The organism is Chryseobacterium sp. RU37D (assembly GCF_900156075.1).
In the GTDB taxonomy this organism is placed as follows: Bacteria; Bacteroidota; Bacteroidia; order Flavobacteriales; family Weeksellaceae; genus Chryseobacterium.
In genome coordinates this window covers 58,724-80,257 of the sequence record NZ_FTMM01000015.1, presented here as the reverse complement: position 1 = coordinate 80,257, position 21,534 = coordinate 58,724, and the positions used below count along the sequence as shown (strand labels likewise).

Annotated in this window: 14 protein-coding genes; 12 read left to right on the top strand and 2 right to left on the bottom strand. The window is 33.1% G+C overall.

Annotated features, from left to right (window positions below; all coding sequences use genetic code 11):
- Positions 1 to 78: 78 nt before the first annotated feature.
- Positions 79 to 432 (bottom strand): hypothetical protein, encoded by a 354-nt coding sequence (locus BW926_RS09060; protein ID WP_076446394.1) that lies wholly within the window; start codon positions 430 to 432, stop codon positions 79 to 81.
- A 242-nt stretch (positions 433 to 674) separates the two neighbouring features.
- Here BW926_RS09060 and BW926_RS09055 point away from each other — a divergent pair, with 242 nt between their 5' ends.
- Positions 675 to 2,018: a hypothetical protein gene (locus BW926_RS09055; RefSeq protein WP_076446392.1), complete on the top strand. Its 1,344-nt coding sequence runs from the start codon at positions 675 to 677 to the stop codon at positions 2,016 to 2,018.
- Positions 2,019 to 2,886: 868 nt separating this feature from the next.
- Here the strand turns inward: BW926_RS09055 and BW926_RS09050 are convergent.
- Positions 2,887 to 3,390, bottom strand: a complete 504-nt coding sequence (locus BW926_RS09050; RefSeq protein WP_076446390.1) for a hypothetical protein — start codon at positions 3,388 to 3,390, stop codon at positions 2,887 to 2,889.
- Between the two features lie 302 nt (positions 3,391 to 3,692).
- On the opposite strand from BW926_RS09050, the gene BW926_RS09045 reads away from it, so the two are divergent.
- The 11 genes from BW926_RS09045 to BW926_RS08995 all read left to right on the top strand — a co-directional run bounded on the left by BW926_RS09045 (position 3,693) and on the right by BW926_RS08995 (position 21,159).
- The gene (locus tag BW926_RS09045) at positions 3,693 to 5,018 is read left to right on the top strand and encodes a sigma-54-dependent transcriptional regulator (RefSeq protein WP_076446388.1); all 1,326 of its coding nucleotides are present in this window, start codon (positions 3,693 to 3,695) and stop codon (positions 5,016 to 5,018) included.
- 634 nt (positions 5,019 to 5,652) lie between these two features.
- Entirely contained in the window at positions 5,653 to 7,347 is a 1,695-nt protein-coding gene (gene kdpA, locus BW926_RS09040; protein ID WP_076446386.1) for a potassium-transporting ATPase subunit KdpA, read from the top strand.
- Positions 7,348 to 7,497: 150 nt separating this feature from the next.
- The gene (gene kdpB, locus BW926_RS09035) at positions 7,498 to 9,537 is read left to right on the top strand and encodes a potassium-transporting ATPase subunit KdpB (protein WP_076446398.1); all 2,040 of its coding nucleotides are present in this window, start codon (positions 7,498 to 7,500) and stop codon (positions 9,535 to 9,537) included.
- Positions 9,538 to 9,550: 13 nt separating this feature from the next.
- Positions 9,551 to 10,099: a K(+)-transporting ATPase subunit C gene (gene kdpC, locus BW926_RS09030; RefSeq protein ID WP_076446383.1), complete on the top strand. Its 549-nt coding sequence runs from the start codon at positions 9,551 to 9,553 to the stop codon at positions 10,097 to 10,099.
- A gap of 153 nt (positions 10,100 to 10,252) precedes the next feature.
- Positions 10,253 to 11,620: an outer membrane beta-barrel protein gene (locus BW926_RS09025; RefSeq protein WP_076446380.1), complete on the top strand. Its 1,368-nt coding sequence runs from the start codon at positions 10,253 to 10,255 to the stop codon at positions 11,618 to 11,620.
- Positions 11,621 to 11,993: 373 nt separating this feature from the next.
- On the top strand, positions 11,994 to 13,115 hold the full coding sequence (locus BW926_RS09020) for a histidine kinase (RefSeq protein ID WP_076446377.1): 1,122 nt from the start codon (positions 11,994 to 11,996) through the stop codon (positions 13,113 to 13,115).
- A 6-nt stretch (positions 13,116 to 13,121) separates the two neighbouring features.
- Positions 13,122 to 14,843, top strand: a complete 1,722-nt coding sequence (locus tag BW926_RS09015) for a HAMP domain-containing sensor histidine kinase (protein WP_076446375.1) — start codon at positions 13,122 to 13,124, stop codon at positions 14,841 to 14,843.
- 490 nt (positions 14,844 to 15,333) lie between these two features.
- A complete protein-coding gene (locus BW926_RS09010) occupies positions 15,334 to 16,926 on the top strand; it encodes a sensor histidine kinase (RefSeq protein WP_228403424.1) in 1,593 nt (530 codons plus the stop codon).
- 1 nt (position 16,927) lies between these two features.
- Positions 16,928 to 17,581, top strand: coding sequence for a response regulator transcription factor (locus tag BW926_RS09005; protein WP_076446370.1), 654 nt, complete (start codon positions 16,928 to 16,930; stop codon positions 17,579 to 17,581).
- A gap of 747 nt (positions 17,582 to 18,328) precedes the next feature.
- Positions 18,329 to 18,790, top strand: a complete 462-nt coding sequence (locus BW926_RS09000; protein WP_076446368.1) for an Lrp/AsnC family transcriptional regulator — start codon at positions 18,329 to 18,331, stop codon at positions 18,788 to 18,790.
- 599 nt (positions 18,791 to 19,389) lie between these two features.
- The gene (locus BW926_RS08995) at positions 19,390 to 21,159 is read left to right on the top strand and encodes an aminopeptidase P family protein (protein ID WP_076446365.1); all 1,770 of its coding nucleotides are present in this window, start codon (positions 19,390 to 19,392) and stop codon (positions 21,157 to 21,159) included.
- Positions 21,160 to 21,534 lie beyond the last annotated feature (375 nt).

Sequence of the window (21,534 nt, the reverse complement as noted above, 5' to 3'; positions counted from 1 at the left end):
CTGAATTATCAAACAATAGAAGAATTTAACAATCAAAACAAAATTTACAAAAATGTAGCTTAACTCTAACTGGAAATTTTATTTGCATATCCAGTCATCGATATAACGTAAGTTTTCACTATAATGTAAATGCATTGATAAATATAATCCCTTATCGTTAAGTCCTAACTTATAACCACAATTTGTTTTGATTGACGTAATGATTAATTCGGGACCATAAAGAAACTCATAGAATTTATCATAATCCCATTCGTCTTTAAAATTCCCATAAGATAAACATTCTTCAAAAATTTGGGCAAGAGCATTAACACAATCCAATGTTTTTGAATAATGCGCCTCTGTATTCGTAATCCTTTGTTCAGCGTGATATGATTCCAAATAGTTGTTGATTGGTTCGATCAATGAATCAAAATTCTTCTTTTGTTTCTTCATTTGCTATAATCTCTATGATTTTATCGTTTTTTGAGACTTATTCTCCATACAATTCTTTTATACATAAAACTGATAGTAAAACATTTGCCTTTCGAAGTCTTTTAAAACAATGTTCTAAAATATCATCAAAAATGCGAAGAACATAAATAGTTATAAATAGAAGTGTCCTTCATCCAAGTATAATTACACATTATAAAGACGGTAGCTCAATTACAGAATATTATCGCTTTGCGGAAGAAGGAATGGAGCCTTTCGTTTTTCCAAAATGGTTTAGTCACAATCGCGAACGTTATGTCGATGTTTCACAGGAGTTCGTGAATTATTTTAATTTGTATGAAAAATCATCTTCCAAACAAATACGTAGTTACTTTTATATAGATGATTTGGGAGATGAAGAAGAAGCGATCAGCGTTAAGGAGCGTGAAGTTAAGATTAAACTAAAGTTTGTTGCAGAGTACCTTGCAGTTCGTAAAATTCATCTTTCATTGTGTTTTGATTTTATGATGATTACGGACAAGGATGGAACTGGAAGATCTCTTGTATACAAAGATCAGGATTTTATTGGAGAAACTTTTAACTACAACCATTTGATTAGGTTTGTACTGGGACTTGATAATCGCAGTTACCAAAGTTGGATTATAGGAAAAACATTGTTGAAATATGATCCGGCTAAAAGCCAAACTTTTCATTTTGAAGTGAATGAAGATGCTCACGAAACTTTCATTATTGGATATAACGAAGATGGAAGTGAAAAGCTGATACCTTGCAATTCGGAAGAATATAAATTTTTTACACCAGTGTTTTTTAAAAAGACTGTACTAAATAAGTATTATGATAATCCCCAAAAGTATACTGTGAATGGTTTCCATATCAGTTCGAGTTTTATTACTTTAAAAATAGATAATAATCACGATGATTATGTAATGGTGTTTTTAAATGATTTAAGAACGCTTCCCCAAAAAGAGCAATTACATTGGAAACATCATAATATTGCGCCTGAACCAGGAATGGGACTCAGCGGTTCCTATTATGACACAATGATTATGGGTAAATGGGCACGAGATTCAGATGCTGTTGATGTAAGATTAAAAGAAAAATATAAACGGTTTAATGAACAATGGTTTAATAAATACGGGTGGTATTTTTATAAAATGCAGATAGGTACTGATCAACAACATTTTGACGCCTTGCATGTTCCTTCAGAAAATACTGTTACCTCATTTTCAGATCAATTATTAACTTTGGTAAAGCTCACCATTGATAGCCTGAACGAAGAAATGTTGATAAAAGGATTATCAAAAGTAGAAAATGAAAAAGGTATTGCTAAGCTTGAGCGCTTTCTGGAAAGTAAAGATATAGAGATTCCTGATATGATTAAATTTTTACGAAATCTACAAGATCTTCGTTCGGGAATGATAGCACATAGGTTTAGTAATTCTAATAAAAATGTCAAGAGAGCTGTAGATTATTTTGGACTGAATAATGAGAATTACAGGGAAGTAGCTTTGGATATTTTTGTTAAATCATTGCATACTCTCAATACACTAACTAAACTGTTTCTAGATGAAGAAGAATTTGAAAATTAAGAATTGTCTCAGTTATTTATATTTATTAACCTAATTTAATTAATGTAATGTATTTGGCGTTCTTTTTTCTTCCAAGAATTGGAGGAAAATTATTTACAGCAGATTTCTTTTCCCCTACGAAGAGCTTAAGAGTTCTAAACTTAAATCACAAAAAAAGACATATATGTTGAATTTATTTGTGAAAAAAAGTATAAATTAGCATTAGTTAAAACAAACGCTCTTACAAACTTATTCAAAAAGTGACCTATTCGGTGACCTATAAAATAAGAGAACAGCATAAAGCCGATGGTGAGGACTTTTTCTGAAAAGATACAAGTCCCTCACTCTCCGCAAGTATTAAATATAAGCCTACTGATAATCAGTAGGTTTTGTTTTTTAGTAATGTTTTATTTTCCGCCGTTTCCCCACATTTCTTATTTAACAAAGATAATGAGTTCTTACTTCAATCCCATTTGATAAATTTCAAAAAATCTTCAAACTAAAAATATTTAATCTTTTTCGGATAAACAGAGAGAGAGATAAGTCCGATTTCAAAAAGAGGGGTACAATCAAAACTGAAATAACAAGAGGGACTAACAATTTTTTTAAATACTCATTGATCTTTTGATTGGTATGCATGGGTAGCAGTTTCTCCAAATTTGCAATTAAAGGATAGTTTTCATATTTTCTAAGTATTTCCTCAGCTATGCAAAGTAAAAATATCCCTGATAATAAAGTCTTTATCTTGGATAGTTTTTATTTGGAAGTGTATGATTAATCATTATGTTACATTACAGATTAGTTTTACTATGATAATACAAATTATAATAAGTATTGCACCAAACACCAAAAAAAATAAAAATAATGTTCTAAAATTTTGATTATTTATTTAGCGCTCTTTATTTTTTATTCCAATCATTTTTAATGCCCATGGGCTAAGGCAAATTTCCAAGTCTGTAAGAGATTCAATGTCTTTAAAAGTCTGGCAAAGCATATCATTTTTATTAAATGACAGTTCGATTTCCTTATTATAGCCGGCAACAATTCTTACCACAGAATATCCGTTGTATGCTACTTCAAATCCCTTAAAAAGACATTTTTTTTCTGCATTTTTATATTGTCTATATTCTTCAAAGACAGTCAATTGATCGTCATTATTCTCATCATTATTATGCTTTAGGGATTTCCAGCTTGAATAATTTTTGGGCTCTTTCAATACAGCGTAATCCGGACCAATTGGTACGAACATTTCCAAAGATAAATCTTTCTTCAGAAACTGAGCATAATTAATCATTAAATTTAACGTCTGCAAATCAGCATATCCTTCATTAGAATAATAATCAATAATAAAAGTAGTCATGGGTATAAGCCTGTAATAAGCATTATTCGGCATAGATGAAATTCTTATTCTAAAAGCAAATATACACGTTTACCACTTTGGAATTTTTCTAAATAAAGAATGTATTAATACAAAATGTTTTTTACTTTGATGTTTTAATATAATTATAAAATTAAACAAACTCTAAATATAGTTATAAAAATAAAAATTCTGAATATCATTTCTAATTACAACAACCTCATAGAAATCAAGAATATGGTAGATATAGATACTGTAAGTATTATTAATATTTAATATCATCATTGTAAATTGTTTAAAAATGAATAAGTTTGTACAAGATTTCCAAAAATCACATTATGAACGGAAACATTCTCATCATCGATGATGAAATCAAGCTCCTGAAATTGTTAGGAATGATCCTTTCTCAAGAAAATTTTAACGTAAAAGAAGCTTCCACGGCACGTTCTGCAATGACTATGCTCGAACAGTACGAATTTGATGTTGTGTTAAGTGATATCCGACTTCCCGATGCCTTCGGAATCGACTTGGTAAAATCCATCAAAGCTAAATATCCTCATTTGGAAATTATTCTCATGACCGCTTTTGGGAATATTACTGATGCAGTTCAGGCTATGAAAAACGGAGCTTACGATTATTTAGTGAAAGGTGATGATAATGAGAAAATTATTCCGTTGGTGTATAAAGCGTTGGAAAAAGTAAAGGATAATAAATCTAAAATCATTCAAAAAAGTACCAACCAAAAGGGATTTGAAACAATTATCGGAAATTCACCATTAATTCTTCAGGCTAAAAAATTAGCAGAAAAAGTAGCTTTGACCGATGCAACTGTCCTCTTAACAGGCGAAACAGGAACCGGAAAAGAAGTTTTTGCGAACGCCATTCATGAAGGAAGCGAAAGAAAAAGAAATAATTTTGTGGCGATCAACTGTTCTGCATTCAGTAAAGAAATTCTGGAAAGCGAGCTTTTCGGACATAAAGCAGGATCTTTTACGGGAGCTATTAAAGACAAAAAAGGTCTGGTAGAAGAGGCCAATGGCGGAACTTTATTCTTAGACGAAATTGGGGAAATGCCCATCGAACTTCAGGCAAAGTTGCTTCGCGTTCTGGAAACAAAGGAATTCATCAAAATGGGTGAAACCAAGGTTTCAAGATCGGATTTTAGGCTGATTGCCGCGACCAACCGTGATCTGGAAGAAGAAATTAAGCAGGGCCATTTCCGTGAGGACTTGTATTTCAGATTAAATATTTTTGAAATCCGACTTCCTGAGCTTCGTGAAAGAAAAGAGGATTTAAAAGCTCTAGCGAAAAATTTTGTTGATGTTTTCTCACAAAAGCTACATATTTCAAACGTTCAAGTTACTCCGGACTATTACAAAACCTTAGAAAAAAACGATTGGAAAGGAAATATCCGCGAACTTCGGAATACAGTAGAAAGAAGTTTAATTTTAATGAATAATAATACTCTGGATGCAGATAATCTTCCTCATTATTCTAAAAAAAATTCTACAGAAAAAGATTTTTTTAGTATGAAATCTTTAGAAAAAGAACATATTATGAAAGTTTTACAATACACAAAAGGTAATAAAGCAGAAGCTTCAAGATTGCTGGAAATCGGGATTGCAACGCTTTACCGTAAACTCGAAGAATATAATTTGAGGTAAAATTTTAATTAAACCATTAAGTTTTTATTTAAAAATTAAGTTTTATTAAGTTTTGGTTAAAGCCAATAAAAATCATGTTTATAGAAAAACAGACTAAAGTCAGTTCCTATTGATTTTTGTCGGTATCTTTTAATTTAAAACTATTCTCATCTTAAAAAATCTACACTCCTTAAATAAAACTTAATTGTAAAAACCTATCATTTTAATAAAAAGCCTATCATTTTGATAGGCTTTCTTGTTTTTCAATACCATTAAAAAATAGCATAACTAATTATTATTAAATAACTTAAATCAAGAATCAACAAAACGGAACTTCTTTTGGTAATATCGATTTAGAATAAAATATTTTTAAAATGACAATTTCAAGAAAAACGTTCAAAAAACGGAAGCACTCAAAACTGAGCCTGCTGATGATATCATATGTAATCTTCACTGTAATAACCTTAATCATTGCTTTATGATATTGGTAAGTTTAATCCTCTTATGTGTCATATTATTTTGGATGTTATACAAATCCGTTGAATTTTTTGATAAAATGTAAAAAACTATGTGGAGTTTATTTTTCCTTTCAATACTCGCTTTTGTGTACATCTGCTATGTTTTAATGAAACCTGAAAAATTTTAACCAAAAATCATGAATGCAGAAATTTTAGGTATTATAACAATGTTCGTCATTACATTAGTTATTGGTGTTTTCTTAGGAAAGTATATTGCTAATGTTTATGGTTATAAAAAGACTTTTATAGATAAAATTTTTCAACCGATTGAAAATTTCATTTATAAAATTTCAGGCATCAATCCAAATAAACAAATGACCTGGAAACAGAATATGTTTGCCATGTTAACCATCAACATTGTTTGGTTTATCATTGGATTCTTTATTTTGTTGAATCAATCCTGGCTTCCTTTAAATCCCGATGGAAACCCAAATATGTCACCAGATTTAGCTTTCAACACAGCTATTTCTTTCTTAGTAAATTGCAATTTACAGCATTATTCGGGAGAAACAGGCGTTTCTTACTTAAGCCAATTATACTTAATGTTTTTGCAGTTTGTAACTGCTGCTACAGGAATGGCTGCAATGGCGGTACTTTTCAAAGCTTTTAAAGATAAAACAACGACAGAATTAGGTAATTTCTATGATTTTTTCACCAAATCGATGATCAGAATTTTAGTGCCGATCAGTATTGTTGTCGCTTTTATTCTTTCTGCCAACGGAAGTCCGATGACTTTCGAAGGAAAAGACCATATCACAACTTTGGAAGGTCAGAAAGTTGATGTTTCCAGAGGTCCGGCGGCGGCTTTTATTGCGATTAAGCATTTAGGAACAAACGGTGGCGGATTCTTCGGGGCAAACTCTGCGCATCCGCTTGAAAACCCAAATTATCTGACGAATATGACCGAAATGATAACACAGATGATTATTCCGTTTGCCATGGTTTTTGCCCTTGGATTTTATCTTAAAAAAAGAAAACTGTCCTGGACGATTTTCACGGTAATGACGATTGGTTTTTTAGCCTTAACGATTCCAAATATTATTAATGAAACCCACGGAAATACGTTAATTACCCAAATGGGAACTGATCCACATCTCGGCGCGATGGAAGGAAAAGAAATCCGTTTCGGAAGTGCAGCTTCAGCCTATTGGAGTATCGCAACGACAGTGATTTCAACAGGTTCTATCAATGCAATGCACGACAGCACGATGCCGCTTTCAGGAATGAATCAGTTATTAGCTATGATGATCAACTGTTTTTATGGCGGTTGCGGAGTCGGAATTTTAAACTATTTCATTTTCATCATTTTGGCTGTATTTATCAGTGGTTTGATGGTTGGAAGAACGCCGGAATTCTTAGGCAAAAAAATTGAAGCCAAAGAAATGAAAATTGCCATGATCGTAGCATTATTTCATCCATTCTTAATTCTTGTCGGAACTGCTTTAACAGCCTATTTTCCCGAATTTGGAACAAAGACATTGAATAATCCCGGTTTTCATGGTTTCAGTGAAATGTTATATGAATTTACCTCATCCTCAGCCAACAACGGTTCCGGATTTGAAGGTTTGGGCGACAATACACCTTGGTGGAATATCTCGACAGGAATTGTTTTGCTTCTGTCAAGATTTATCCCAATCATTGGCCCAATCGCGATTGCAGGATTATTAGCACAGAAAAAATACATCCCAGAAAGTTCAGGAACCTTAAAAACAGATACGGCAACCTTTGGATTTATGACCTTAGCCGTGATTCTTCTGATTGCTGCATTGTCATTCTTCCCAGCGTTGACTTTGGGACCGATTGCGGAACAGTTACAGTATTTTTCTAAATAATTAAAAATCAATAGTAAACCATTAAGCGAATTAGATTAAGAAACGAAATTACTTTTCATACTCTAATAATATTATCCATTTTAATACTTCAAAATTTAATTTGTCTTAATGGTCATATTGATTTCCAATGATATAACTCTTTCAAAAAAAATGAAAAATCAATCCCAAACATTGTTTCAAAAAGATTTGGTAAACGAAGCGATCAAACAATCTTTCGTAAAACTAAATCCGAAAATTATGTTTAAAAATCCTGTCATGTTTCTGGTAGAAATCGGAACAGTGGTGATGTTCATCGTAAGTTTATTTAGCTTAACGGGTGACAAATCACAAGGCAGCTTTAGTTATAATTTTTTAGTATTTATCATCTTATTTTTCACCGTTTTATTTGCCAATTTTGCTGAAGCCATCGCCGAAGCTAGAGGAAAAGCTCAGGCGGATACATTGAGAAAAACCCGCGAAGAAACGCCCGCAAAAGTTGTTACTGACAACAAACAGGGATTTCAGGTAGAAACTATTTTAAAAAAATCTGCAGACATGAAATTGGGCGACATTTTCCTTTGCGAAGCAGGTGATCAAATCCCGATGGATGGGGAAATTATTGAAGGTTTAGCAACGATTGACGAATCTGCCATCACAGGAGAAAGCGCACCCGTAATCCGTGAAGCGGGAGGTGATAAAAGTTCGGTAACGGGCGGTACAAAAGTACTTTCTGATAGAATAAAAGTGAAAGTGACCACCAAACCCGGAGAATCTTTTCTCGATAAAATGATTGCCCTTGTAGAAGGTGCTTCAAGACAAAAAACACCCAACGAAATTGCATTAACCATACTTTTAGCGGGGTTTACCCTTACATTCATAATAGTTACGGTTACTTTAAAACCTTTTGCAGATTATGCACAGACGCCAATTACCATTGCGGCATTTATATCACTTTTCGTTTGTTTGATTCCCACAACGATTGGCGGTCTGCTTTCTGCAATCGGAATCGCGGGGATGGACAGAGCATTGAGAGCCAACGTGATTACAAAAAGCGGTAAAGCTGTTGAAACTGCTGGAGACATCGATGTTTTGCTTCTTGATAAAACAGGAACCATTACCATCGGAAACCGTAAAGCAACCCAATTTCATCCTTCCAACGGAATTCAGCTTGATGAATTTATAAAAGCTTCAGCCCTAAGTTCTGTTGCCGATGAAACACCGGAAGGAAAATCCATTATAGAACTTAGCCAATTACAATCTAAAGATTTACTCGTTCCCAATCCTGTTTATATAGATTTTACGGCTGAAACCAGAACTTCAGGTATTGATTTTGAAAACACAAGAATCCGAAAAGGAGCGTATGACACGATTAAAAAGCTAACAGAAAAAGCGGGAAATATTTTCCCTCCCGAAACGCAGGAAGCCACTACGAAAATTTCTGAAAACGGCGGAACACCCTTAGTTGTTTCCGTGAATGAAAAAGTCTGGGGCGTAATTGAACTTCAGGACATCATTAAAACAGGAATTCAGGAGCGTTTCCAAAGATTGAGAAAAATGGGAGTAAAAACTGTAATGGTAACAGGCGACAATCCTTTAACTGCAAAATTTATCGCAGAAAAAGCCGGTGTTGATGATTTTATCGCAGAAGCCAAACCTGAAGATAAAATGAACTACATCAAAAAAGAACAACAGGAAGGAAAATTAGTTGCGATGATGGGAGACGGAACAAATGACGCTCCCGCTCTCGCTCAAGCCGATGTCGGTGTTGCAATGAACAGCGGAACTCAGGCTGCCAAAGAAGCCGGAAATATGGTGGATCTGGATAATGACCCGACAAAATTGATTGAAATCGTAGAAATCGGGAAACAATTATTAATGACCCGCGGAACATTGACAACTTTCAGTATTGCGAATGACGTTGCTAAATATTTTGCTATCATTCCGGCACTGTTTATCACCTTTATTCCAGCGCTTCAAAAGTTGAATATCATGAATCTTCACAGTCCGGAATCTGCAATTTTATCGGCCATTATTTTCAATGCGATCATCATTCCATTTCTGATTCCATTAGCTTTGAAAGGAGTTGCTTACAAACCAATCGGAGCCAGTGCATTATTAAGAAGAAACCTTTTGATCTATGGTTTAGGTGGAATTATCGTTCCGTTTATCGGAATTAAATTGATCGATTTATTTATCAGTTTATTCTTTTAAATTTTAATTCAAAATGAAAAATCATATTCTATCCGCATTAAGATTGACATTTGTCATGCTCGTTATTGTCGGAATTTATTTAGGCATTGTTTACGCAGGTTCTAAAGTTTTACCAACCCAGGGAAATGCTGAAATAATCAATTATAAAGGTCAGAAATTTTATGCTAATATCGGACAGAATTTTACTTCTCCGAAATATTTTCATGGTCGCCCTTCCGCAGTGGATTACAATGCTGCAGGTAGCGCAGGAAGCAACAAAGGACCAAGTAACGAAGAATATTTACAAACCGTTCAAAAGAGAATTGACACGTTGAGAATGCAAAATCCGGACATGGGAAATGTAAAAGTTCCTGTTGAATTGGTTACCGCTAGCGGAAGCGGTCTTGATCCAGACATTTCTCCGGAAGGCGCTTTATATCAGGTAAAAAGAATTGAAAAAGTGAGAAATATTTCTATCGGAAAACTGGAAAATTTAGTTAAAGATCAAACGGAAACTTCTGTTTTTGGTCCTTCTAAAGTGAATGTTTTGAAATTAAATATTGCTTTGGATCAAGTAAAATAAGTCAGCAGTTATCAAAAAACAGAAGCATTCACCATTAGAGTATTTTATAGAATTTTTTTTAAGAGAAAGATTATTTTCTTATCTTTTAATTCTAGATGGTCGTTTTTTGATGATGGAGATTATTTTAAATAAATAAAACATTGTTATCAATATATGAAATCAACAACTATTCAGGCTATTTTTTTATTGGGATTATTCGCTTTAAATCCCATCAGTGCGCAGGAAGTAAAAAAAGATTCTACTTCTTTACAATCCAAAGATTCTTTAAAAACAAATGATTCTAAAATTCCTTTTGACGGCTACGATCTTACGTGGATCAACGGGCAGAATCGCCAGACAGATTTTCCTTTAACTTTAAAAGATAAAGACGGAGAAACGATTTTAACAGGTGTAGCTTACGTCGATGCCTATTACAACTACGATTTTCGAAATCCGAATGATAATACACACACAATTTCCTCAGCTATTGGGCGTTCCAACGAATTCACCATCAATATGGCAAGTATTGGTTTGGAAACCAATTACAAAAATATGATTGGCCGCTTATGGCTTCAGTTCGGACAAATGGGTTCTATCGTTCAGGATTTGGACGGAACTGTAAATCACGGTAAAAATACGAACGGAAGCAATTTAAAATATATCAGAGAAGCTGCTGCAGGTTACCATTTCAACGTAATGCATGGTTTGAATGTTGAAGCCGGAATTTTTATGAGCTACATTGGTTTGGAAAGCTATGTTTTAGGAGAAAACTGGAATTATCAGAGAAGTTTGCCCTGCGATTTTACCCCTTTCTATTTTCAGGGAGCGCGAGTTCAGGCTTATCCTTCAAAAAAATATAAGGTTGAACTTTGGGTTTTAAATGGATGGCAAACTTACAATTCATGGAATAAAGGTCTTGGATTGGGTGTTTCCAATTATTATCGTCCGAATGAAAATTTACAATTAGTTGCCAATTTTTATTTAAACGGAAAAGACACGAGAAATAATCCCGATGTTCGTCGTTTTCACCATGATCATAGTATTGTTGCAAGATATTTTCATAATAAAGAAAGCAAAGGTCTGTCACAGGCTGCATTCAGCATCAACAATCATTATGGATTCCAGAGCGGTGGTGGCTTGAAGGCAAAAGACAATTATATGATCGGAACTTCGATTGCTAACAGACTTTGGTTTCATCAAAATAAAGTTGCGTTAACACTTAGAGCTGATGCTGTTTCAAATCCCGGGGCTTATCTGGCGTTTTCCCCTTCTCCGGTTGCCAATAATGATTTCAATGATGCTTTGGCAAGAGGGGAGAAGTTGAAAATGTTCCAAGGGACGGCAACAGTTGATTTTATGCCGAATCAATTCGTAACTTTCAGATTAGAATACGGATTCAGAAAAAGCAACATCCCTTATTTTGCTGGTCCGGGAGGAACCACAAGTCCCGATGGATGGATCGATACACCAGTTGATTCCTGGAGGCCTGATTTGAGAAAATCGGACAGCAGATTGACTTTGGCTGTGATGTTTAGATTATAGTAAATTAGATTAAAAATTGATAATTTTCTTTTGTCTTAAAATAAAAAAAACAAAAATTCAAGACTGGGAAACGAAAGGCTAAAAATAAATGATTCTCTCTAAAAATTCTAAAACTCGTGCGGGTTCAACATTGATTAATAAATTTTTGTCCCGCGCTCAAACAGTAGAATTTTCTTAACGTTCGAATCATTTATTTTCTTAACGCTTTTGTTTCCTATATCGTTTTAAATGACGTTTAAGCTTAGCTGAGTGAAACGCCTTTGCCTCATTTATATAATTGATTTTATTTGAATCGGCGAAACTTCGTTTTGCGAAACTTATAACAGCACATTTGTCAAAAAAAATCTTTGCGCTCTTTGCGTTTAAAATAAAAATGACCCAAGAAAAAAAAGAAGCAGAACATTTTTTAGAACTCATTCAAAAATCCCGGAAGGGAAAGTTTAAAATTTACATCGGAATGAGTGCAGGTGTAGGAAAAACTTTCCGTATGCTTCAGGAAGCTCATGCCTTACTTCGAAACGGAATTGACGTAAAAATCGGCTATATCGAAACTCATAAAAGAGAAGAAACCGAAGCTTTGGTTGAAGGAATTCCCGAAATTCCCCGAAGATCTTCTTTCTATAAAGGAAAAAACCTTGAAGAAATGGATCTTCAGGCTATTATTAATATTCATCCCGAAGTTGTTCTCGTGGATGAATTGGCGCATTCCAATATTGAAGGTTCAAAAAATAAAAAACGTTGGCAGGATGTTCTGGAAATTCTTGATAACGGAATCAATGTCATCAGTGCAATGAATATTCAGCATATCGAAAGTTTAAACGAAGAAGTCAAAAAAATAACAGGAGTCGAAGTTTCTGAACGGGTTCCAGATAAAATTTTAGGTTTAGCTGATGAAGTGGTGAATATTGATTTGACCACCGATGAACTCTTAACCAGACTGAAGGAAGGGAAAATCTATAAAAAAGAAAAAATTCAAACGGCTTTAAACAATTTCTTCCAAAGCGGACATATTCTGCAGCTTCGTGAACTTGCTTTAAAAGAAGTCGCAACCCACGTTGAAAGAAAAGTGGAGAAAGAAATCAAAACGGAAAATTTTAAACCTATAAAATTTCTCGCCTGTATAAGCAGTAATGAAAAAATAGCGAAAAATATTATTCGGAAAACGGCAAGATTAGCAAGCTATTATAACAGTCCGTGGACGGTTTTATATATTCAGAAGCCATCTGAAAATCCTGAAAAAATTGCATTGAATAAACAGCGTTTCTTGATTAATAATTTTAATTTAGCACAAGAATTGGGAGCAAAAGTGATCCGATTAAAGGAAAACAGCATCCACAAAGGAATTTTAGATTATGTCATTGAGCATAATATCACAACCGTTTGTATCGGAAAACCTAATGCTCATATTTTGCAGAGAATTTTTGGATATAGCTGGATTTACACCTTAATGAACCGATTGAATGAAAGACAAATCGACATTATTATTTTATCTTAAAACACAATGAAATTAAAAACAAAACTCACCCTTGGAGTAGGTCTTTTATTTGTGCTGATCGTTTTACTGTCGGTAATTGGCTCTGTTTACATTAATAAATTAAAATCTGATACCGAGAAAATTCTTACCGCCAATTACAACAGTCTGGAATTCTCTCAAAATATGCTTTTAGCGTTGGATAAAATAAGGACCGACAGCGCAATTGCTGTTAAAGATTTTAAGGAAAATAACGCTTTACAGGAAAAAAATTTAACAGAATTCGGTGAAAAAGAAGCCACACAAAATTTAAATTTACATTTCAATAGTTATCTTCAAAAATTTTCGCCTGAAAAAGAAAAACTTATTCGTGAGGATTTGGTTAAAATTATGTCGTTAAATATGAAAGGGATTGAACGAAAAAGTAATATCGCCATCATTACCGCCGAAAATGCAACTTTTTGGATCGCTTGTTTGGGGACGGTTTGCTTTTTAATTGCTGTGACTTTGTTATTCAATCTTCCTCAAACCATTGCAGAACCCATCAATCAACTGACTTTCAGTATCCGGCAGATAGCCAATAAAAATTATAATGAAAGGGTTCATTTTAAGGGAAGTGAAGAGTTTAATGACCTTGCAAATTCATTCAATGTGATGGCGGAAAAGCTTCAGGAATACGAAAGCAGTACACTTTCGAAGCAATTAATGGATAAAAAACGTATTGAAACTTTGGTAAACAATATGCATGATGCCGTGATTGGCTTAGACGAAAATCATTTCATTTATATGATTAATGATGAAGCTCTGAAAATCACTAACTTAAACAAAGAAGAAATCATCGGGAAAACGGTTCATGAAGTAGCTGTAAATAATGATTTAGTGAGAGAATTGCTCAAAAATATAGATCATCCACAAAAGGAACCCATTAAGATTGTTTCTGATAATAAAGAAAATTATTTTGAACAGGATATTATTCCTATTAATATTGTAAATACAGGAGAAAAAGAAAAAAAATACATCGGAAAAGTAATTTTACTTAGAAATATTACTCCATTCAAAGAGCTTGATTTTGCGAAAACCAATTTTATCGCTACCATTTCCCATGAATTAAAAACTCCAATTTCATCAATGAAAATGGGCGTACAATTATTGGGAAATCAAAAATTCGGGACATTGAACGAGCAGCAACTGGAATTATTGAACAGCATCAATGAAGACGGGCAGCGTTTGTTGGATATTACAGGAGAATTGCTGAATTTGTCCCAAGTTGAAACCGGAAACATCCGTCTGAATATTGAAAATTGTTCACCAAAAGAGATTGTTCAGTCCGCAGTAAAAAATGTAAAAAAACTTGCAGAACGGAAAAATATTTCAATTAACACTCAATTTTTATTGGATAATAATGATTTTGTTTCAGCTGATTTCGACAAAACCGTTTGGGTGATGAATAATTTCCTGAGCAATGCTATCAAACATTCTTTTCAGGATGAAAAAATTGAAATTTCAGTTGAAAAATTGAATTCAAAAATTAAATTCAGCATTACAGATACAGGAAAAGGTATTGATGAAAAATATCACCGTCAGATTTTCGACCGTTATTTTCAGGTTCCCGGAGAACATCAAAATGGAACGGGGCTTGGTCTGGCCATTTCAAAAAACTTTATTGAAAAGCAGCATGGCGAAATTGGAGTAAAAAGCTCTTTAAATCGGGGTAGTACGTTTTATTTTTCCCTGCCTGTGATTTTATTTTAACATGCAATCTTTATCGAATTATTTTTACCTCTACGTTGAAACGTTTGAGGAATTTGTGTTTTTATTTTGAAACTTTTTGATTATTAAAATAAAGTTGAAATGTAGATTCAATATGTGGTGATTTTTTATTATAGATGTGTTATTTTAAATGAAAATATTTATTTATTGGAAATGCCTTAATTGATAATTGGATTGATAACTGAATTTTGATGAAAAGTATTAATTGTAAAGACAAAAATTAATTTAACTTTGTATTTCAATTTATATATACTTCAATACTTAATTTTATATGAATATTTTATTATTTAAATTGTGCAGTATAATATCAAACTATAAAAGACTAATTTCCTGATACATAGATATGAAGAAACAGAAATTCTTAAATTTTAGATTGAGAAAAATTGTTCATTATTCTTTAATACTTTGTATTCTATTAATACAGGTTATTATTGCAATATTTTTTTATAACGAATTTATCAATGGCAAAAAGTTGGATTTTATTAAGAATCAGCTAGAGGAAAGTAAGGCTTTAGGCGGATTGACAGACAATTCGCGAAAAGATTTTTTAGATGCCCAGAATCACTTGCAGCAATATATTGTCAGCCAAGACTCTAAAGAACTTAAGGCTTATTTTGAGTCACTCAAAAAACTTAAAAATAATTTTGACAAAATAGGACAGTATGGAAATATAGATTCCAGATTCAAGAAAAGCCTTCCGAAACAGAAAAAAGATACGTTAGAGGTAACACAATTTAAAACATTAATTGATTCTGCCTACCAGTATTCTCTAAAGCCGCCCGTGAAAGTTCAGGATAGCCCATATCAGTTGAAAAAGTTTAAAAATAATTTCGAAAACCTGAGTATAGAAACCCATACCTATTCCGATACAGTTAAACGGAAGGGATTGATGGGGCGTTTGAAAGATGCTATCTCCGGAAAAGTAGATGTAAAAAAGGAAAGTACGGTGATTACCCTGACCAACAATAAAACCATAGATCCTTCCAATTTAAAGTCTGAGATGGACAACACCATCAAGTCTATGGACAAACATTATCTTTCTGAAATAAAAAAAGTAAGGCTACAAGCTATAAATGCAGCACAAAATGAACGCGATAATTTACAATTTTATAGTAATTTTAATAAACTGCTAATCTACAGCAGAAGCCTTATTGATGTCTACGAAACCGCTATTAAGGATTTTAAATCAGAGCTTGAAACAGAATATAATAAGCAAATCTCTATTAATAACAAAATCAGAACTTATCTTGTGCTTGGGCTGATGGTTTTAATGTTTATTGTATCGATCCTGATCATGTATTTCACAAGGATTGCTTTTGTTTATGAATTCAAGCTTAATGAAGCCAATAAGCAGATCAGAAATAATCTTAACTTTAAAAATAGGATACTGGGAATGCTGAGTCATGAGCTGAGATCTCCGCTGAAAATTATTAACATTTTTATCGATAAAATCAACCGGACTACAAAGGATGAAACGACAAAGGAATATCTTAAATCTATTAAATTCACCAATAATACCTTGCTAATACAATCTAACCAGATTTTAGAATATACCAAAAATCAAGATGCGGATCAGAAGCTTACCCACACGGTTTTTAATCTTAAAGATGAAATTAATTCAATTGTTACAGCTATAAAACCATATATTGAAACAAGAAATAATAAGTTTGTAGTAACTGAAAATATACCTGAAGATTTAATCGTTAATTCTGATAATATCAAGATCAACCAGCTTCTGATGAATATTTTGAGTAACGCCAACAAATTTACGGAAAACGGACAGGTCAGCCTCACCATGACGGTAAACCAGGTAGGGGATAATAAAGTTGCACTTACTACAGAGATTGCAGATACGGGTGCAGGAATTTCTGAGTCTGACCTTAGTAAAATTTTTGAGCCGTATTATCAAGGTGCAATATCACATGAGGTTGATAATCTTGGAGCAGGCCTTGGGCTCAATTTATGTAAAGAAATTGTAGGTCTTTTCAATGGTGAAATATCAGCCTCCAGCGAATTGTTTAAAGGTACTAAAATAGCGTTCAAGATTAATCTAAATAAAAAGTAACATGGAAGAACCAATTGAAGATAAAGGGATAATATTTCTTCTGGCGGATGACCACAGCATTATACGACAGGGAATTGAGATTGTTATCAGTGATATTGTTCCAAATGCTAAAGTTTATCATACTACATCTTTAAAACAAATTGTAGAAATGGTGAGATCGAAAGAAGTAGAAATCGCAATTATAGATGCCTATTTCCCAGACGGAAACAGTCTTCATATTTTATCAGAAATGAGATCTGCAAATCCTGAGATTAAAATCTTGATTTTTTCCGGCCTTGAGGAACATCTACATGCACTTAAGTATATTAATGGAGGCGCCAACGGCTTTCTTAGTAAACTAAGCGAAGAAGAAGAAGTAAAACAGGCTATTTCAGATATTGTTCACAAAGGAAAATATATTTCATCTATTTCTCAGAATTTATTGACTCAATCGGTGAGTAATCCTATTTTGATTAATCCTCTTAAGGGGTTGACAAACAGAGAACTTCAAATTGCAGAAATGTATGCAGAAGGATACGGAAATCTCGAAATTGCTAATCATCTCGATATTAAACAAAATACGGTAAGCACTATTAAAAAAAATATATTTAATAAGTTAAAAATAGAAAATATAGTTGAGCTTATCGATCTTATCAAAACTCATCATAAAATGTAATCTCATTCAGGGAAGTTTCAGGTGTTGTATGCCCACTTTATAACCACAGTATAGATAAATATCTACCAATAAATCGATTTATATCTATGTTTGTTGTACGGAATTTTATTTCGTAATGTTGTTACTTTGTAATATAAAATTAAGCAAAATAAAAGAGCAAATTAAAAATTGCTTTTTTTAATTATTAATTTTTTACAAAAATAATAAACTATAAAGCATAGTTCATATTATAAGTGATTTGGTGGTATGTATAAACTTAATTTAACTTCTCGAACTCTAAAAAAACACAAAATATAGAGAAGTTAAAATTAAGCCAATACAAAAAAAGGAGACAATTTGTCTCCTTTTTCTTTTGTAAGAATTACATAAAAACAAAGAATTTTTTTCATAAAAACGAACTATTATTAAAATAAAAAAACAGCTATACATTGTAAAGCTGTTCTCCCTAAGATTATTTAATAAGTAAAACTTTTAAATTATTTTAAACTGAAATATTTTTAGTTTAAAAAATGAGACCACTCCATAATCAGAGTGATCTCAGTGTAAAATATTCCCTTTTATTTTTTATTTATTTTGTAATTCTTTCAAAGAATTATCATATGTTCTGATTGATGTAAAAATAGAGATTGAGAATAAAATATTAATTATTTTGTAAAAATTCAGTGAATAAAACTTTAAAGTAGTTATTTTTAAGAATATAATTCTGTATATTTGATAAAATATTAATATATTAAAGAATAATATTCTATGGAACATCTTGATAATAAAGATTTACAATTACTGAGATTGCTTCAAAAGGATGCAAAACTGACTGTAAAAGAACTTGCCAAAGAAGTTAACCTCTCCCCATCGCCCGTTTTTGAAAGGATAAAACGCCTTGAGCAGCAAGGATATGTGAAGCGGTATGCAGCTATTCTTGATGCGGAAAAGCTTAATTTAGGATTTACGGTTTATTGTCAGCTAAAATTAAAAAGCAATGACAGTTATCTTGCCATGGAATTCGAACGTGAAATTTTAGAAATTGAAGAAGTAGCTGAGTGTTACAGTATTTCAGGTGATTTTGATTTTCTTCTGAAAGTTCATGTCCGTGATATGAAACAGTATCAAAATTTTGTCTTCAATATATTGGGTGCAGTTCCATCAATAGGAAGTACGCATAGTACCTTTGTTATGGCTCAGATGAAAAATATTTATGGATTGACAATTTAAGGAGCAATTTTTAAAATATAAATCGGTAATGATTATATGTTTACCGGGTTTTTATGTAAATAAAACAGGTACTTAAAAGTCAAAATCCTCAGATTTTTCCGAGGATAAAAAACTAATAACCATGAAAACTCAAATTAAACATGAGTTATTCATCATATTAAAATATTGTGCCAGGAAATTCTAAACTTAAAATAATTAAGGTTATTTAAGATTTTTTATGAAAAAATAATATTTTTTCATATTGACACAGTTTTTTCTCTTCATTGTATTAATTTACAAAATAATATCATGGACATAGAAATTTTGGAAAAGAGGATTTTGTGAAAGATTCTTCAGGAGAATATAGGTAGAGTTCCGTAAAAGAAATGTAGATGAGATAATAAGTTGATTATCGAAAATAAAATAAAGGATGATGAATATAAGCAGGTATTAGAAAGATATGGCGATAGTATTTATTTATTGGAGTGTGTCTTTTGATGGGAGAATGATGTTCCATAATTAGGAATTTTCAGTTTTTAAAGATAGAAATTATTTACCTTAAAGTTAAAAAAAATTAATACTCAAAAATTCGTAACTTCCCTTTTTAAAATTATTAAAAAATGACTTCAAAGGAAAAAGTAGCTGCGCTTCGTGAAGAAATGCAGAAAAATAATGTTGATGCCTTTATAGTATATTCTGCAGATCCTCACATGAGTGAATATTTGCCGCAAGAATGGCAGGAAAGAGCCTGGTTGTCTGGTTTTTTAGGTTCTGCAGGTTTTGTGGTAATTACAAAAAATAAAGCCGGACTTTGGACAGACGGAAGATATTTTACTCAAGCCGCAATAGAACTGGAAGGTTCCGGAATTGATCTTTTTAAAGAAGGAATGGAAGGAACTCCGAACTATATCGACTGGATTATCTCCGAAATCCCGACAGAAGGACAGGTAGCCGTCAACGCTCTGGCAACTTCCAATGCTAATTGGGAGCTTCTCACACAAAAATTAAACTCTAAGAATATTACGCTAATAGACCTCCCTCTTTTAAAGGAAATCTGGAAAGACCGTGGTACGCCTTCAAAAAATCCAATATTTGTGCAGCCTGTTGAAAGAGCTGGGAAGCCTGTGGCAGAGAAAATAGCTGCTATCCGACAGAAGATGGAAGAAATGGAAGCGACTGTTCATGTAATCTCAAGTCTTGATGATGTGGCATGGACTTTAAATCTCAGGGGAAGTGATGTAGAAAGCAATCCTGTGTTTTTAGGATATATTGTTATCACTAAAAATGATGCTATTCTTTTCACAGATCTGGAGAAGCTGGATGTGGAGTCCAGAAAACAAATGGATGATGCATGGGTAAAAATGAAACCTTATGAAGAGTTTTATAATTGCCTGAAAGCATTTAAAAGTGAAACAGCGTTGGTTTCACCTAACAGCAACCAGTCTATTTTTGAAGCTTTAAAATCTGAAAACCGTTTCATCAAAGCTCCGGTACCAGGAAATTTAATGAAAGCACAAAAAAACGAAACCGAGCTGGAAGGATTCAGAAAAGTAATGATAAGGGACGGTGTTGCTATGGTAAAGTTCCTGTACTGGCTTACCCATAATGCAGGTAAGGAAGTGATGAATGAATATTCTATTGGTATCAAGCTAAAAGGTTTCCGCGCAGAGGGTGAGAATTTTGTAGGTGAAAGTTTTGGAAGCATTGTAGGATATAAGGATAATGGCGCGATTATGCATTATTCTGCGAAGAAGGAAGGAAGCAAAGATGTTACCAATGATTCGAGTATTTTAGTGGATTCTGGTGGGCAATATCTTGAGGGGACGACAGATATTACCAGAACCTTAGCTTTGGGAGCTGTTTCTGATGAATTTAAAAGAAATTCTACTTTGGTTTTACAAGGGATGATTCGTCTTTCGAGGGTGAAATTCCCGAAAGCAACAAAAGGTGTGCATCTTGATGCCATCGCAAGGCTTCCGTTATGGATGGAAGGTAAGGATTTCAATCACGGAACGGGACATGGTGTTGGAAGTTTTATGAATGTTCACGAAGGCCCACAGAATATAAGAAAAGATATGAATCCGCAGGAGCTTCTTCCAGGAATGGTTTGCTCAAACGAGCCTGGATATTATCTTGAGGGAGACTACGGAATCCGTCATGAGAATTTAATTGCAGTAAGAGAGGTTGAAAAAACGATCCATGGGACCTTCTATGATTTCGAAACGCTGACTTTATGCCCTTTCTTTAAAGATACTATTGTAAAAGATATTCTTTCTGATGAAGAAATTGCATGGCTTAATGCTTATCACAAAAAATGTGAGGAAAAATTAGGCCCCCATTTGGAAGGAGAGGTAAAAGAGTGGTTTTTGAAATTGGTAAGCCCGCTTTAAATAGATGATGGATTGTTTAAGCAGCATTAAAATTAAAGTCTTGTAATGAAAGTTACAAGGCTTTTCTTTTTTCTACAACCGTATTTTTACGGAAAAAGTTCAGGGTTTATCCTGATGGCACAGTAGGGTGATACAGGTATCTTTGTACCAACAAAACACCATCTTGTATCTTCATATACATTTAGTAATTCAAAAGCAGTCAAATCATCTCAAGTTTTTGGGGTGATTTTTTATTAAATGGAAGATGCTTATTATTTCATTTTTAATAAATTAAATGATAATTGCTTGAAAAGACTGTCATCCCAATGGTGACACCCTAGCCTATAACCCGGAAACTGAGTTGTAGAGTTGTCATGAGGAGTATAAGTGGATAGC